A 16,339-nucleotide genomic window follows, 5' to 3' on the forward strand; every position below is an offset into this window, starting at 1 on the left:
AAAGCAATTTAAAACATTATAATTTTTCTTTTAAATACTTTCCTGTTTCAGAGGATTTTACTTTTATAATTTCTTCTGGTGTACCAAAAGCCACTAAATTACCACCATTTTCTCCACCAGTTGGACCTAAATCTATAATGTGGTCTGCACATTTTATTAGTTCTAAATTATGTTCTACAACAATAATAGAATGTCCTTTTTCAATTAAAGCATTAAAAGATTTTAGTAGTTTTTGTATGTCATGAAAATGTAATCCTGTTGTAGGTTCATCAAAAATAAATAATGCAGTTTCTTTAGTGTTTCCTTTTCCTAAAAACGATGCTAATTTAATACGTTGTGCTTCACCACCAGAAAGTGTAGAGGAACTTTGACCTAAGGTTACATAACCTAAACCTACGTCTTGTAAAGGCTGTAATTTATTTTTAATTTTAGTAACATGATTAGTGTCAAAAAATGCAATGGCATCATCAATTGTCATGTTTAAAATATCGTCAATATTCTTATCGGCAAAAGTAACCTCAAGTACTTCTTTTTTAAAGCGTTTACCTTTACAGGTTTCACATTCTAAATGCACATCGGCCATAAATTGCATTTCTATAGTTACTTCACCTTCACCTTTACAAGTTTCACAACGTCCGCCATCTACATTAAAACTAAAATGCTTGGCTGCATAATTTCTTATAGTACTAAGTTTTTGTTTGCTGTAAAGTGCTCTTATATCGTCGTATGCCTTTATATAAGTTACAGGATTTGATCTAGACGAGCGCCCAATAGGGTTTTGGTCTACAAACTCTATGTGTTTTACGTTGCTATAATTTCCTTTTAATTCTGAAAATTGTCCTGGTTTATCACCAAAGCCTGTAAGTTCCTTTTGTATTGCAGGATATAATATTTTTTTAACTAAAGTACTTTTTCCACTTCCTGAAACTCCTGTAATTACAGTTAGCATTCCTAATGGAAATGAAACATCAATATTTTTTAAATTATTTTCGCGAGCACCTTTAATATCTATACTGTATTTAGAGGTTCTTCGTTTTTTTGGTACTTTAATTTTTAAAGCTTCGTTTAAATACTGTGCTGTTAAAGAGTTAGAAGCTAATATATCTTTAAAGGTTCCTGTTGCAACAACTTGACCTCCAAGTGTACCAGCTTCTGGTCCAATATCTATAATCTCGTCGGCTTCTTTCATGATATCTTCATCATGTTCAACAACAATAACAGTGTTTCCTAAGTCACGTAATGCTTTTAAAACTAAAATTAATCTTTCGGTATCTTTTGGGTGTAAACCAATACTAGGCTCATCTAAAATATACATAGAACCTACCAAGCTACTACCAAGGGAAGTTGCAAGGTTTATACGTTGGCTTTCTCCACCAGATAATGTGTTAGATTTTCTGTTTAATGTTAAATAATCTAAACCAACATTAGATAGAAATTCTAATCGGTTTTCAATTTCTTTTAATAAGCGTTTTGCAATAGTTGTATCGTGGTCGTTTAACTCCAGTTGTTTAAAAAAGCTGGTAAGTTTATCTAGAGGCATTTCAACCAAATCCGTAAGTGTAGCATTACCAACTTTTACATAATTGGCTTCTGGTCGTAAACGTTTACCGTCGCAAACTTTACATTTTGTTTTTCCTCTGTAACGGGATAACATAACGCGGTTTTGAATTTTGTAGGCTTTACTTTCTAATTCTGCAAAAAACGAATTTAAGCCTTCAAAATACTTATTGCCTTTCCAAATTAAATCTTTATTTTTTTGACTAAGTTCAAAATAAGGTTTGTGGATAGGAAAATCGAATTTATGCGAGTTATTAACCAATTGATCACGGTACCAACTCATACTTTCGCCTCGCCAAGGAAAAATAGCATTGTCGTAAACAGATAATGCAGTATTTGGTATTACTAAATCGTCGTCTATACCAATAACATCTCCATAGCCTTCGCATTTTGGACAAGCGCCATAAGGATTATTAAAACTAAATAAATGAACATTTGGTTCTAGAAAAGTAATACCATCTAACTCAAACTTATTAGAGAATTGCTGCGTGGTATTATCGCTTAATTTTTCGATAAAGCATTCGCCTTTACCTTCAAAAAAAGCAGTTTGTATAGCATCAGCTAGACGGTTGTAAAAATCTTCATCATCTTTAGTTACAATTCTGTCTACAACTAAAAATAAATCTTTAGTATTTTCTGTAATAGCTTCTGCTTTATCTAAACGTAAAACTTCTCCGTTAGCTTTAATTCTAGCATAACCTTGTGCATTTAAAGCTTTTAGTTTGTCACTCATTTCACGACCTTCTTCCAAGTGAATAGGAGCGAGCAGGAGAAGTTTTTCGCCTTGAGCAATAGATTTTACATAATTTAAAACATCTGTAACTGTATCTTTTTTTACTTCTTGTCCAGAAATTGGAGAGTATGTTTTACCAATTCTGGCAAATAATAGTTTAAGATAGTCGTAAATTTCTGTAGTTGTACCAACGGTTGACCGTGGATTTGTAGAATTTACTTTTTGCTCTATAGCAATAGCAGGAGCAATACCTTTTATATAATCTACTTTAGGTTTATTTAAACGTCCTAAAAACTGCCTAGCATAACTGGAAAGGCTTTCTACATAGCGTCTTTGTCCTTCGGCATATAAAGTGTCGAATGCTAAACTAGACTTTCCAGATCCAGATAAACCGGTAATAACTACTAATTTATTTCTTGGAATTACAACATCAATATTTTTTAAGTTGTGCAATTTTGCACCTTTAATTATAATGTTTTGTTTAGGGTTTACTTCGGAAAGCTTAATATTCATAAGTATTTTAATCTAAAAGAAAAACAAAGGTAATACTTATATGGCATCTTATAAAAAAGTTTATTGTGCAATAAAATGTTAAAAATTATTTTTTTTTTGTTTTTTCGGAATGATTGTTGTTATATTTACGCTAATTATAATAAACTAATTCTCAAGCCTATAGTATAATATTACTTTTTTTTATAAACCCAAAGCTGAAGCCCTAACTTCTGCATTAAAAGTAATAATTATGCGACAAGAACTTATCTCTGATGCTACTCTAGTAAGTAGTTATATTAATGGCGACGAATCTTCTCTAGAAGTTTTGATTAAAAGACACAAACAACGTATTTATAGTTTTATCTACTCTAAAGTTTATGATAGAGATGTAGCTGAAGATGTTTTTCAAGACACATTTATTAAAGTAATACGTACCTTAAAAAAAGGCAAATATAACGAAGAAGGTAAATTTTTACCTTGGGTTATGCGTATTGCTCATAATCTTGTTATAGATTATTTTAGAAAAAATAACCGTATGCCTAAATTTGATAATAGTGGTGAGTTTAGTATTTTTTCTGTACTTAGTGACTCTACACTAAATGCAGAAAAAGCCATAATTAAGAACCAGGTTGAAACAGATGTAAGACGATTAATAGAAGAGTTACCATGCGATCAAAAAGAAGTTTTGGTAATGCGTATGTATCAAGATATGAGTTTTAAAGAAATCTCTGAGCGTACTGGAGTTAGTATAAATACTGCATTAGGACGTATGAGATATGCAATTATTAATATGAGAAAAATAATAGAAAAACATAATATTATTTTAACAAATTAATATTTACAATATTAGCATAAAAGTTACGTTATATATTTGATTTTAAACAAACAAATACATGGCAAAACTTTACTCTAAAAACTCAAACACAAACAAACAAATGAACCCAAAAGATGAGACAGTAAGTTTCATTCTTAATTACTCCAAGGCTTTAAGTGTTATAAATTATAATAAAATGAAGTTTGAAGCACTTCTGAATTAGACTAAAAAATCCTGATTTTATAAATCAGGATTTTTTTATATAGCTTAAAATATTATTTTTTAAGTTTTTCGTATGCTTTTAAAACAGTACTTCTACCAATAGTTTTAGTAATGATATCTTTTTCTAAATCCCAACCACGAGCTGGTGAATACTCTCTACCGTACCAAATTATTTGAAGGTGTAAGTCGTTCCAGGTTTCTTTAGGGAATAAACGTTTGGCATCTTTTTCGGTTTGAGTTACACTTTTTCCATTTGTTAAATTCCATCTATACATTAACCTGTGTATATGCGTATCTACAGGAAAAGCTGGTACTCCAAAAGCTTGAGACATAACTACACTTGCTGTTTTATGCCCAACGGCTGGTAAGGCTTCTAGAGCTTCAAAACTTTTTGGAACTTCACCATTATGCTTATCTATTAGTATGTGAGACAATCCATGAATGCCTTTACTTTTCATTGGCGATAATCCACAAGGTCTTATTATTTCTTTTATTTCTTCAACACTCATTTTTATCATGTCGTAAGGATTGTCTGCTTTTGCAAACAATAAAGGCGTAATTTGGTTTACTCTTACATCTGTACATTGTGCAGAAAGTAAAACAGCAACTAATAAAGTGTATGGATCTTTGTGATCTAACGGAATAGGAATTTCTGGATATAATTCATTTAACGTATTTATAACGAAATCAACCTTTTCTTGTTTAGTCATTAATTGTATTTTTGATAAAAATTATTGAAAACTCAAAATTACAACTATGAATACATTAAAGCAAGGAGATAAAGTACCAGATTTTACAGTTAACGATCAAAGTGGAAATGCTATTTCATTAAGTGATTATAAAGGAAAAAAATTAATAGTATTTTTCTATCCTAAAGCAAGTACACCTGGTTGTACAGCAGAAGCTTGTAATCTTACAGATAATTATAAAGCATTACAAGATGAAGGTTATGAGATTTTAGGTGTTAGTGCAGATTCTCAAAAACGCCAGACTAATTTTAAAGAAAAATATAAATTCCCATTTCCGCTTTTAGCAGATGAAGATAAAGAAGTTATTAATGCTTTTGGTGTTTGGGGAGAAAAGAAATTTATGGGTAAAACTTACGATGGTATCCATAGAAAAACTTTTTTAATTGATGAAAATGGAGTAGTGGAGCATGTAATTGATAAAGTAAAGACCAAAGATCATGCAGCGCAGATATTAAGTTTATAGGTATAAATTTATAATCGTAAAAGAAAAGGAACTATTTTAAATAGTTCCTTTTTTTTGTTGTGCTTTATTTTTTATTAAGCCTCTGTACTTTCTTCCATAGTGTGATATACATTTTGCACATCATCATCTTCTTCAATTTTCTCTAATAGTTTTTCTACATCTGCTTGTTGTTCTGGAGTAATTTTTTTTGTGACTTGCGGTATACGTTCAAAACCAGAAGATAATATTTCTATTTCACGTTTTTCTAATTCTGCTTGTATGGCTCCAAAACTTTCAAAAGGAGCATAAATTAAAATACCATCATCATCGGCAAAAACTTCTTCTGCACCAAAATCTATAAATTCTAGTTCTAATTCTTCAGGATCTAAGCCTTCAGCATTAATTCTAAAATTACAAGTATGGTCGAACATAAAAACTACAGAACCAGAGGTACCTAAACTACCATCACATTTATTAAAATAGCTACGTACATTTGCTACTGTTCTTGTATTGTTATCTGTAGCTGTTTCTACTAAAATGGCGATGCCGTGTGGTGCATAACCTTCAAAAATTACTTCTTTATAATCACCTTGACCTTTTTCACTTGCTTTTTTTATAGCACGTTCAATATTGTCTTTTGGCATGTTTACAGACTTCGCATTTTGAATTACTGCACGTAGTCTAGAATTAGCATCTGGATCTGGACCACCTTCTTTTACTGCCATTACTATATCTTTTCCAATACGTGTAAAGGCTTTACTCATAGCAGCCCAACGTTTCATTTTTCGTGCTTTACGAAATTCAAAAGCTCTTCCCATTTAAAAAAATTATTTTTATAGTTTTTGTTTTTTCTATTTGAAGAATGTTAAAACCAAAAACTTATTAGTTATTTATAGTGTTTTGACAAATTTAAAAAAATCTCAGTAAATTCTAGTCTTTTGGTATATGTCTATCTAAAAACTTTGCTTTTGTAGTTTCAAGTTTTTCTAATACTTTTTGACGTTCTGTATTTAATTTAGTATTTGTTTTATTATAGATAGTACCTGCTTTATTTATTTCTTTAATTTTTTTGTTGTAGGCATCTACTTGAGGTTTAGTTCTTTTTTTCTCGGGTGTTTTTTCTAATGTGTTTTTTATAGTTTTAAAATCTTCCTGTAAAATAAAAAAATCTGCTATTACCGGAATTTTATTTTCAGTTTCATCTATAAAAAAGTCAAAAACTGCTTTTGTAGCTAAAATTATGCTTTTGTCATTTTTATAAGGTTCTATTGTTTTTAAAATTTCTAAGCCTTCTTTTGCAGTTTGATTTAATGCATTAGCATTTTGTTGTATGCCGCTAACATCGTTATTTTTAATAGCATCCCAAAGATAAACTTCATTTATATATACTTTAAAAAAGATTAGATATAGTGCATTAGAGTGATTAAATACAGCATTAGATATGGTCATTTTCTTTCCTAAATCGTTATCACTTTCAATAATATTTATATTATGTTTTGCTGCATATTCATAGAAATTTGCTTCGTATTCTGCTTGAGAGTCTGCCATTTTTTTATCGGCTAATTCTTGAGCTAAAATGTAGGCTTCCATTAAATCGTACGATTGCTCTGCAACAGCTTTCATATCAATTATTTTTGCATAATCTTGTTTTAACAAACTTTCATTTAAACGTATGTGTTTTAAAACATTGTTCTTATAATCATCATTATTGTAAGCTTTAGCTTTTTCAATTTTACTTATAGCTTTTTCAACAGTTTTAATAAGTGTTTTTCTTTTGTTATTTACATTGCGGTCGCTTTTACTGTGCGCGACTGCTTTTGTATATTTCCAAGTGCTTTTGGTTACAGTTTCAAGTTCTTCTCCTAAAAATTCTAAATATTCTAAAGCGGTATCAAATTGCTGTGCATTGCTTTGAAATGAAATAAGCAACAATATAATTAGACATAATTTTGTGAGTAGTTTCATAAGTTAGTTAGGTGTTAGTGTTAGTGTTAGGTAGTCTATTAATATATTAAGGGATTCTTTTATAACTATATCCTGAGATATTATTTTTTTTATTTTTTCGTTTTCTACTTTATCTTTTTCATTATAGTTTATAATTTCTTGAGTAGATGTTGTATTAGATGTACTAAAAAGAATAGGCGCTTTAGTTTCATTATTAAAAATATAATCCATTATTTTTTTTCGTTTTTCTTTTTCAAGAGCAATACTTTTTAATGATAATGGGTATTTTTCACCTTTATTAAATAATAGTTTGTGTAATGTTTTATTTGTTTCTTTAATTTTAGAGAAGTTACTATCTAATTCTAATCGAGTTTTACTTTTCTCTGCAATATTTTTTACACTTATTAATTTTAAAGGTTTATGCTTAAGTTTTATGGTTGTAGAATCGTTTTTTAGTGCATAGGGTTTAAAACTTTCGGCAGTTTCAAAATTATCATATAGCGATGGAAAAGTGATATCTGGTATAACACCTATGGATTGATGACTTTTACCAGTTGGTCTATAAAAAACATCTGTTGTTATTTTACTAAAACCGTAATTTTTATTGGCGCTAAGCGGAAGAATTAATTGTGCGCTAGATTTACCATAGGTTTGAGAACCAACTATAATTGCACGATTATAATCTTGCATTGCAGCCGCAAAAAGCTCTGAAGCTGAAGCACTAAATTCATTAACTATTATAAGTAATGGTTTATTAAAAAATTGCCCTCTTTTATTGTCTCTAATTGTAAAGTTTTTATTGTCTTTAGATTGTATTATTGATATTGGTCCACGATCTATAAACATACCAGATAATGCTATAGCCTCTTGCATAGATCCACCACCATTAAAACGTAAATCAAGAATTAATGCGCTAATATTTTCTTTTTGAAGCTTATAAAGTTCTTTTGCAATATCACTGGTTAAACCTTTACCGTTAGGTGACTCTCTATCTGTATAAAAGCTAGGTATTTTTATATAACCTATTGTTTTATTTGTATTTAATAAATAGCCTCTTACAGCATTATCTTCAACATTAATTTTACTTTTTATTAGTGTTATGTTTTGCAGTGTTCCGTTTTTCTTTTTTAGAGAGAATGTGACTTCTTGATTGTTTTCGTCTTCTAAAAACATATTTACATCTTGATTAGAAACGCAAAGTATTTCTAAACTGTTTTTGTTTGAAGTTAAGGATTTTATAACATCATTTTCTTCAATTTTACCATTTTTAAAGGCAGAACTTCCAGGAATTATATGTGCAACTACAATATCTCCAGTATTATTTTTTTGTGTTATTATACCAAAGGATTGTATGCTTTTTGATAGTTGATTTTCGTAAGTGGTTTTTTCGGTATTATTAAAAAAAGTTGAATTAGGGTCGTTAACTTGAACCATTGCATTTAAAAAGGCTTCTTCTACAAAGCGCAAAATACCATTACTTTTATTTAAAAACTCTTCTAACAAACATAATTCGTTATTTATAACTTTAGTTTTGGCTTCTGTTTCTAAAGTTTTAAAATTAGCTTCTATGGTATTAATATCTTTTTGCTCCTCAATTAATTTTGTAATTATTTTATAACTAATTTTTTTTCTTAATCTTAATTCTTGGGCACTTTCAGTTTTACTATAGCTAAAGTCTTTACGTGGCGTAAATTGCAGCGTTAAATTTCCAGAATAATCAAGAGGTTCATTTTTTAATGCTTCAATTTTCTTTTTTAAAGCTTGTATTCTTTTTTCTAAGACTAGCGCATAATTATTTAAAAATTGGCAATTGGAATTAGAAATGTAATTATCGAATTTTAGTTCTTCTGTTTTAAATTTTAAAATATCACTTTCTAAAAAATAGTCTTTTTCAGGATCTAAGATTTTAATAAATATTTCAAAAACACCTTGAGATGTACTATCGTTAAGGGCTTTTGCAGAATAATGTTTTGCATTAATTAGGTTTTGTAAAGCATTTATTTGCTCACAAAAGCGCAAGTTGTCTTGCGAAAAACTTAAAAGAGAGCAAAAAAAGAAAAAAAGAAGTGTTAGTTTTTTAATCATTTAAGGGATAACAGTAAAAACCGTAAAGTACAAAAAAAGAGTTATTTATAAAGTTTTAGTCTTTTTTATTACTCTTGTTCGTCTATAATATCTTCTATTGCTTTTGCTAATTCAATATCTTTTAAGGTGACACCATTAGCATCGTGTGTTGATAATGAGATGTTTAGCGTGTTGTAAACATTTGCCCAATCTGGATGATGGTTTAATGCTTCACACTCAAAAGCGATACGAGACATTACACTAAAACAGTCTTTAAAATCTTTAAATTCAAACTCTGTATGTATGGCGTTATCTTTAAAATTCCAACCAGATAAGGTTTTTAGATGTTTTTCTATTTCTATTTCTGTAAGCTTAGACATTTTATTTTTTTTAATTTATAAGCCTAAGTTAATAATTTTAATGTATTAAACTTCTAATTCGCTTAAAATTTCGTTGCTATACAGTTGTAGGTGTTTTGGTAGCATATTGTGTTTGCTCATTACTGCTAAATAGCGTTCATTATTTGTAGTATATACGTTTTTTAACGACGGTTTACTGTATCCTAAACTTTGTATAATTTCTTTAAAGAAATCGTCGTGATGTACAAGGTCATTACTTCCTAGGTGAAAAATACCATGTTTGTTACGGTTAATAATATAATGTATTTGTTGTGTTACTTTAGTATCTGTAGTAACATTCATTACCAGATTAGGAAATACCTCTATTGGTAAACCTTCTTTTATAAAGGCTTTTATTTCTTTAATTCTTGGTGATTGTGCACCAAAAACCATTGGCAATCTAAGTATTGCGGTATATTTTTTTGGTAGTCTAAGCAGCATGTTTTCAATTTTAATTTTAAAATGACCGTACATGCTATGGCTTAATGTTTTGTCGTTTTCGTAACTTGGGAATTTGCTATAGGCATCAAATACATTTGCTGAAGATAGAAACAAAAGTCGTGCATTGTTTGCTACTATATATTCTATTATATGCGAATGTGCTAATACTTGTGCTGAAAAATTTCCGCGTAGCGCAGAAATAATTACGGTTGGTTTTATGGCTTCTAAAATTTCAAAAATATCATCTTCTTCAACATTATATTGAAAGTAATGCTGGTTTTTATCAAAGCTATATTTATCTGTTCTATAAGTACCAAATGTTCTAAAGTAGGAGCATAGTTCTTTATAAATTGCTTCGCCAATAAAACCACTGGCTCCAATTATTAAAATTCTATGTTTCTTATCAATTTCGTGCTTCATTAATACTATTTACTATTAAAAAATAGAACGTTTTGTTTTTGTAGTAAATTGCTCTAAAGCTTGCATTCCTATTAAAGAATTTCCTTTTTCATTTAATCCTGGAGCCCAAGTAACAATTACAAAATCATTAGGTAAAAGAGCAACAATACCGCCACCAACACCACTTTTCCCAGGTAAACCAACCTCGAAAGCAAATTCTCCAGCTTCGTCATAAAAACCGCAGGTAAGCATAATTGCATTAATACGTTTTACTTGATTTAATGTAAGGTGCTTTGTTTTATTTATACATTCTCCTCTGTGAGTAAATAAATAGAAAGCATTAGCCAATTGCTTGCAACTCATTTCTATTGCGCATTGGTGAAAGTAAAAGTCTAAAACCTCTTCTACATCATTGTCGAGATTATTGTATGCTTTTAAAAGATTTGCAGCTGCATAGTTATTAAAACCAGTACGCTTCTCAGACGCGACAACTTTTAAATTAAAATCTATAGTTTGATCTCCAGTAATTTCTCTAACATAATTTAAAAAGTCTTCTTTAGGATTTTTTAAATGTGTTACTAAAATATCTGCAATAACAATAGCACCAGCATTTATAAGTGGGTTTCTAGGTATGCCGTTTTCCTGTTCTAAAAGTGATAAGTGATTAAATGGGTTTCCAGATGGTTCCACATCTACACGTTGCCATAGGTTTTTATTTTCGAAAGTAATAGCTTTAGATAAAGCTAATACTTTCGAAATACTTTGTATAGAAAATGCTACATCCCAATCTCCTGCATGGTAATCTTTACCGCCTAAATGTTTTAAGTATATACCAAAACTAGAAGCACTTTGTTTTTCTAGCTCTGGAATGTAAGAAGCTACAGTACCTTTATCTTTAGTGGTTTTTAAATCACTATAAATCTCATTTATAACTTCTTGAAAATCTATCATTAACTATTATTGTTTGTAAAAAGGTAGTTTTACAACTGTAGCAGGCACTGCTTTTTTACGAATTTGAATATTAATTTTACTATTAACGTCTGTAAAAATAATTGGCACATAACCTAAACCAATACCTTGACCTAAGCTTGGAGACATTGTACCAGAGGTTACTTCACCTATTTTTTTACCTTGGTTATCTACAATATCATATCCTTGTCTTGGAATACCACGCTCGTCTAATTTAAAAGCAATAAGTTTACGGTCTACACCTTGGCGTTTTTGCTCTTCTAAAGCATCAGAGTTTGTAAAATCTTTTGTGAATTTTGTAATCCAACCTAAACCAGCTTCTAAAGGTGATGTAGTATCTGTAATATCATTACCGTAAAGGCAATATCCCATTTCTAGACGTAAAGTATCTCTGGCAGCTAAACCAATTGGTTTTGCACCAGCTTGTGTAACTTTATCCCAAATTTGTTTTACTTCATCATTTTTACAGTAAATTTCAAAACCGCCACTACCCGTATATCCAGTTGCAGAAATAATTACATTTTCTATACCAGCAAAATCACCAACAACAAAGTTGTAAAATTTAATTTCAGCTAAATCATGGCTAGATAAAGGTTGCATTTTTTCTACTGCGTTAGGACCTTGTATAGCTAATAAAGAATAATCTTCACTTAAATCTCGCATATCTGCATTTACATCATTTTTAGATGAAATCCAGTTCCAATCTTTTTCAATATTGCTAGCATTAACAACTAGTAAATAGGTTTCTTCTTTTAACTTATATACAATTAAATCGTCTACAATACCACCATCATCATTTGGCATACAAGAATATTGTGCTTTACCAACAGTTAGTTTAGAAGCATCGTTACTACAAACTTTTTGTATTAAAGCAAGCGCATTTGGGCCTTCAATTAAAAATTCTCCCATGTGAGATACATCAAAAACACCACAATCCTTACGTACAGCTTCATGTTCTACATTAACACCATCGTATTGTACAGGCATATTATAACCAGCAAATGGTACCATTTTAGCATTTAAGGCTTCGTGTGTTTTTGTTAAGGCAGTATTTTTCATAGTCTTGTATTTTATTATTCCGCAAGTGCGTATTCTATTTTAGATTGATTTTGAAAAGCAAAAGTATTGAAAAATATCGATTTGACTTTCACTATAAATCGATAAAAAAAGTGTTAATTTCTTTAACGCTTTTAAGTATATATACTTATAATTGATTAATTTTCAACATCGAAAAAACTATATATAAATGAAAACTAAACGTTTACTCTTTTTTATACTTCTTGCAGTTAATATAATTTTCGCTCAAGATGGCAATCCTACAGATTATTTAAAACCAGAATTTCACAAAGGAAGACGAGATGCTTTAAGAGCAAAAATGCCAAAAAACAGTGTCGCAGTATTTTTTGCAAACCCTGTAAGAAATCGAGCTAACGATGTAGACTATATTTACCATCAAGATCCAGATTTTTATTACCTAACGGGTTATAAAGAACCTCATACTGCTTTAATTGTTTTTTCTCAAAACCAAACAGATAGTGATGGAAAACAAGTAAATGAAATTTTATTTGTACAAGAAAAAAATAAACAAGCCGAAATGTGGACAGGCTCTAGATTGGGAGTAGAAGGAGCTAAACAAAAACTTGGATTTAAAAACGTTTTAACAAGTAAAGACTTTTTAGATTTGGATATAGACTATTCTAAATTCGACAAAGTGTTTTTTCATAATTTTAATGATGATTACCGTGATTCTTCAAGAAATAAAGCAGATTTATACAACTTGATAAATACATTTAAAACACAAGTGAATTTTGAAAAAGATAAAGAGTCACCAATGGTGAAGCAAATAAAAACTATTATTAAAGCTACAGAAATAGAAAACAGTGCGAATGTAGCACAAAGAATAGGTGAAGTAATAACGCAATTTCCAGAGGTTAAAGAAGATGTAGAAATAATGCAATATGTAGAAGCCGAAAGCAATAGCATTAGAGATGAAATAAAAAAACAACTTATTAAAATTGATGCTAAGCCAGAAGAAAAAAATTACGATACCAGAAGTTTATCTACATATATGGCAGAGTTGAGAGAAATTAAAACAGCCGAAGAATTAGTATTATTAACCAAAGCCATTCGTATTTCTGCTCAAGGTCAAATTGAAGTTATGAAAGCCATGCATCCAGGCATGTCTGAAACCGAAATACAAGGTGTTCACGAATTTGTGTATAAAAAATATGGTAGTGAGTACGAAGGTTACCCAAGTATTGTTGGCGCAGGAAACAATGGTTGTGTTCTACACTATATAGAGAATACAAAAATGAAAGTTGAAGACGATTTAGTACTTATGGATTTAGGTGCAGAGTATCACGGTTACACAGCAGATGTTACAAGAACAATTCCTGCTAATGGAACTTTTAGTAAAGAGCAACGCGCTATTTATGATATTGTCTTAGAAGCACAAAATGCAGGTATAGAAAAATGTCAAGTAGGAGAAGTGTTTTGGGCTAGTAATCAAGCTGCACAACAAGTAATTAATAAAGGTTTAGCTAGGTTAGGCATTATAGAAAATGAAAATGTAAAGCATAATTATTTACCTCACGGTACATCACACCATATAGGTTTAGATGTTCATGATCCAGGCACTTATGGACCTTTAGCAGCAAATCAAGTAATAACGGTAGAACCAGGTATTTATATACCAGAAGGAAGTGATTGCGACCCAAAATGGTGGCGTATTGCTGTTAGAATTGAAGATGATATATTAATAACCGAAAATGGACCCGTTAACCTTTCGGCTGAAGCGCCAAGAAAAGCAGATGAAATAGAAAAATTAATGAAAAAGAAAAGTGCTCTAGACGATTTTAAACTACCTAAATTAGATTAAAAATAAAGTTATTATTCTGTCCATAAATACCCACAGGAATAGGTTTTAGCTTTACCAGAAATTATAACACGATTTTCTTTATTTATACATGATAAGTGTCCGCCGCGTTTAGATAGTTGTATTGCTTCTAAACTATTTTTTTGTAAATATTTAGCCCAAAATGGTACTAAAGAGCAATGCGCAGAACCTGTAACAGGATCTTCTAAAATAGAAGCTTGTGGTGTAAAAAAGCGTGAAACAAAATCGCAAGTATTTCCTTTTGCAGTAACAATTACTCCGCCAGGATCTAAATTAATTTTATCGAAAACAGCGCGATTTACTTTAATATTTTCAATAGCTTTTTGTGAGTCGTATACTAAAACATAATCTCTTGATTTATATATAGCTTTAGGTTGAATGTTTATAGCATCTTTTATTATACTAGGTAAAGTTGCTTTAGCAGGCATTCTAGATGGTAAATTTAAAGCGTAAGTACCATTATTTATTAATACCGTTAATTCACCACTTAAAGTTTTAAATGTAATTTTATTTTCAGGATATTTTAAAATAGTTTTTATGCAATGTGCAGTAGCAAGTGTTGCATGACCACACAAATCCATTTCAATTTCAGGTGTAAACCAACGCAAATGAAATATGTTATCTGTTTTTACAAAAAAAGCAGTTTCTGCAACAGCATTTTCTTTAGTGATATTAAACAATGTTTTATCTGGTAACCAATAATCTAAAGGTACTACACAAGCAGGATTACCTCCAAAAATGGTATTAGTAAAAGCATCTATTTGATAAAGTTCTAATTTCATACACTTTAAATATATAAAATATTGCTTTATAGATATATTTAAGTGCATTCTTAAAATTACTATAATCATATATTAAAAGCGCGTTAAACCTGTATTAAAATGGAGTTAAACACTTTAAAATATTACTGTTACAGATTTTATTATAATTACCTTTAGAATATGGAAAATATATTAGTAGCAGGTGCAAACGGCACCACAGGAAAACAAATAGTAAATCTTTTAAACGAATCGCAATATTTTAATCCTATTGCAATGGTTAGAAAAGAAGAGCAACAAGAACAATTTAAAGCTAAAAGTATTGACACCGTTTTAGCCGATTTAGAAAAGAATGTAGACCATGCTTTTAATAATGTAGATAAAGTAATATTTGCAGCAGGATCTGGAGGTAAAAAAGTTAAAGAAGTTGATGAAAATGGTGCTAAAAAAATGATTGATGCTTCAAAAAACACAAATGTAAGAAAGTTTGTTATGTTAAGTTCTATGGGTGCAGATAATCCAGAACAAGCAGAAGATCTTCAAGAGTATTTAAAAGCAAAACATAATGCAGACGTTTATTTAAAAAATAGTGGTTTAGATTATACTATTGTTAGACCAGGAACTTTAACAAACGATAAAGCAACAGATAAGATTGAGCTTCAAGAAAAATTAAATAAAAGCGGTGAAATTAGTAGGGCAGATGTGGCACAAACTTTAGTGAGAACTCTAAATGATGATATTTCAAGTCAAGCAACTTTTGAAATTATAAAAGGTGATACACTTATTGGTAAAGCATTAGAGCCAGTTGCTGTATAATTAGCTTCAATAAATAGATAAAAAAAAGAGAAGTCATTGACTTCTCTTTTTTTTTATCTATCAATACTATAAATATTACTCTACTGTAACATCAAAAGTAACTTCAATATCTGTTTCTCCACCAGCGTCACTAGCTCCTGTGTTAGGTTTTGTTGGTTCGTGACGTAATGTAAATGTTAAGGTTCCAGCACTTGCAGTTAAAGCTTCTAAATCAAACGTTGTACCTAAAGGGTTGCCATCTGTATCAAAACTTGTATAAGTTGTACTTACGTCAAGATTTCCGCCTACAGTATAGAAAAATTGGTGTTCAACGCTTTCTTCTTCAACTTCTTCTGTAATAACTTCTGCAGGATCTTCAGTTTCGTTTAATAACTCAATTGTACCATTATAAGTTGTTCCTGCAATTAAATTTCCAGAAACAGTTACCGTTGGTAAATTTGGTCCATCACCATCTAAATCTTGGCTAGAATACTCAACTACAGTTCCTCCACCAACAGGTGTTAATGTTACATTAATTGTTGTAATTAATTCTTCTTCGTTAACAGGAACTATTGCTATAGCATCATCATCATCTGAACATGAAACAGTTAATAAAGAAGTAAATAAGATTGCTGCTAAAATTTGTATTTTTTTCATTTGTTTTGT

At 30.1% G+C, this 16,339-nt stretch carries 16 protein-coding genes; 5 read left to right on the top strand and 11 right to left on the bottom strand.

All coding sequences use genetic code 11. The annotated features are described in order from the left end of the window. Window positions 1-16 precede the first annotated feature (16 nt). Window positions 17-2,803, bottom strand: a complete 2,787-nt coding sequence (gene uvrA, locus LACAL_RS11895; protein WP_013870993.1) for an excinuclease ABC subunit UvrA — start codon at window positions 2,801-2,803, stop codon at window positions 17-19. A gap of 229 nt (window positions 2,804-3,032) precedes the next feature. On the opposite strand from uvrA, the gene LACAL_RS11900 reads away from it, so the two are divergent. Then, a complete protein-coding gene (locus LACAL_RS11900; RefSeq protein ID WP_013870994.1) occupies window positions 3,033-3,617 on the top strand; it encodes an RNA polymerase sigma factor in 585 nt (194 codons plus the stop codon). A gap of 58 nt (window positions 3,618-3,675) precedes the next feature. Further along, window positions 3,676-3,819 carry a hypothetical protein gene (locus tag LACAL_RS15460; RefSeq protein WP_013870995.1) on the top strand — a complete coding sequence of 48 codons (144 nt, stop codon included), beginning with the start codon at window positions 3,676-3,678 and terminating at the stop codon, window positions 3,817-3,819. A gap of 52 nt (window positions 3,820-3,871) precedes the next feature. Here the strand turns inward: LACAL_RS15460 and nth are convergent, their stop codons facing one another. Further along, window positions 3,872-4,528: an endonuclease III gene (nth, locus tag LACAL_RS11905; protein ID WP_013870996.1), complete on the bottom strand. Its 657-nt coding sequence runs from the start codon at window positions 4,526-4,528 to the stop codon at window positions 3,872-3,874. Window positions 4,529-4,574: 46 nt separating this feature from the next. Between nth and bcp the strand changes: the two genes are divergently transcribed. Continuing rightward, window positions 4,575-5,030 (top strand): thioredoxin-dependent thiol peroxidase, encoded by a 456-nt coding sequence (gene bcp / locus LACAL_RS11910; protein WP_013870997.1) that lies wholly within the window; start codon window positions 4,575-4,577, stop codon window positions 5,028-5,030. 74 nt (window positions 5,031-5,104) lie between these two features. On the opposite strand, the gene LACAL_RS11915 is transcribed toward bcp, so the two are convergent. The 7 genes from LACAL_RS11915 to gcvT form a co-directional block, all read right to left on the bottom strand. Further along, entirely contained in the window at window positions 5,105-5,827 is a 723-nt protein-coding gene (locus LACAL_RS11915; RefSeq protein ID WP_013870998.1) for a YebC/PmpR family DNA-binding transcriptional regulator, read from the bottom strand. A gap of 112 nt (window positions 5,828-5,939) precedes the next feature. Beyond that, a complete protein-coding gene (locus LACAL_RS11920) occupies window positions 5,940-6,974 on the bottom strand; it encodes a hypothetical protein (RefSeq protein ID WP_013870999.1) in 1,035 nt (344 codons plus the stop codon). A gap of 3 nt (window positions 6,975-6,977) precedes the next feature. After that, a complete protein-coding gene (locus tag LACAL_RS11925; RefSeq protein ID WP_013871000.1) occupies window positions 6,978-9,038 on the bottom strand; it encodes a carboxy terminal-processing peptidase in 2,061 nt (686 codons plus the stop codon). Between the two features lie 68 nt (window positions 9,039-9,106). Further along, complete coding sequence (locus LACAL_RS11930) at window positions 9,107-9,397, bottom strand: 4a-hydroxytetrahydrobiopterin dehydratase (RefSeq protein ID WP_013871001.1); 291 nt, start codon at window positions 9,395-9,397, stop codon at window positions 9,107-9,109. A 45-nt stretch (window positions 9,398-9,442) separates the two neighbouring features. Further along, window positions 9,443-10,276 carry a sugar nucleotide-binding protein gene (locus tag LACAL_RS11935; protein ID WP_013871002.1) on the bottom strand — a complete coding sequence of 278 codons (834 nt, stop codon included), beginning with the start codon at window positions 10,274-10,276 and terminating at the stop codon, window positions 9,443-9,445. Between the two features lie 15 nt (window positions 10,277-10,291). Further along, window positions 10,292-11,206, bottom strand: coding sequence for a glutaminase (locus tag LACAL_RS11940; protein ID WP_013871003.1), 915 nt, complete (start codon window positions 11,204-11,206; stop codon window positions 10,292-10,294). A gap of 6 nt (window positions 11,207-11,212) precedes the next feature. Continuing rightward, window positions 11,213-12,283 (bottom strand): glycine cleavage system aminomethyltransferase GcvT, encoded by a 1,071-nt coding sequence (gene gcvT / locus LACAL_RS11945; RefSeq protein WP_013871004.1) that lies wholly within the window; start codon window positions 12,281-12,283, stop codon window positions 11,213-11,215. 187 nt (window positions 12,284-12,470) lie between these two features. Between gcvT and LACAL_RS11950 the strand changes: the two genes are divergently transcribed. Continuing rightward, window positions 12,471-14,102, top strand: a complete 1,632-nt coding sequence (locus tag LACAL_RS11950) for an aminopeptidase P N-terminal domain-containing protein (RefSeq protein ID WP_013871005.1) — start codon at window positions 12,471-12,473, stop codon at window positions 14,100-14,102. 11 nt (window positions 14,103-14,113) lie between these two features. Here LACAL_RS11950 and LACAL_RS11955 read toward each other — a convergent pair whose 3' ends face one another. Then, entirely contained in the window at window positions 14,114-14,902 is a 789-nt protein-coding gene (locus LACAL_RS11955) for a PhzF family phenazine biosynthesis protein (RefSeq protein ID WP_041301513.1), read from the bottom strand. A gap of 159 nt (window positions 14,903-15,061) precedes the next feature. Between LACAL_RS11955 and LACAL_RS11960 the strand changes: the two genes are divergently transcribed. Further along, the gene (locus LACAL_RS11960) at window positions 15,062-15,694 is read left to right on the top strand and encodes an SDR family oxidoreductase (RefSeq protein WP_013871007.1); all 633 of its coding nucleotides are present in this window, start codon (window positions 15,062-15,064) and stop codon (window positions 15,692-15,694) included. 75 nt (window positions 15,695-15,769) lie between these two features. On the opposite strand, the gene LACAL_RS11965 is transcribed toward LACAL_RS11960, so the two are convergent. After that, window positions 15,770-16,330, bottom strand: coding sequence for a hypothetical protein (locus tag LACAL_RS11965; protein ID WP_013871008.1), 561 nt, complete (start codon window positions 16,328-16,330; stop codon window positions 15,770-15,772). Window positions 16,331-16,339: the final 9 nt, after the last annotated feature.

It is taken from the genome of Lacinutrix sp. 5H-3-7-4 (genome assembly GCF_000211855.2).
In the GTDB taxonomy this organism is placed as follows: Bacteria; Bacteroidota; Bacteroidia; order Flavobacteriales; family Flavobacteriaceae; genus Lacinutrix.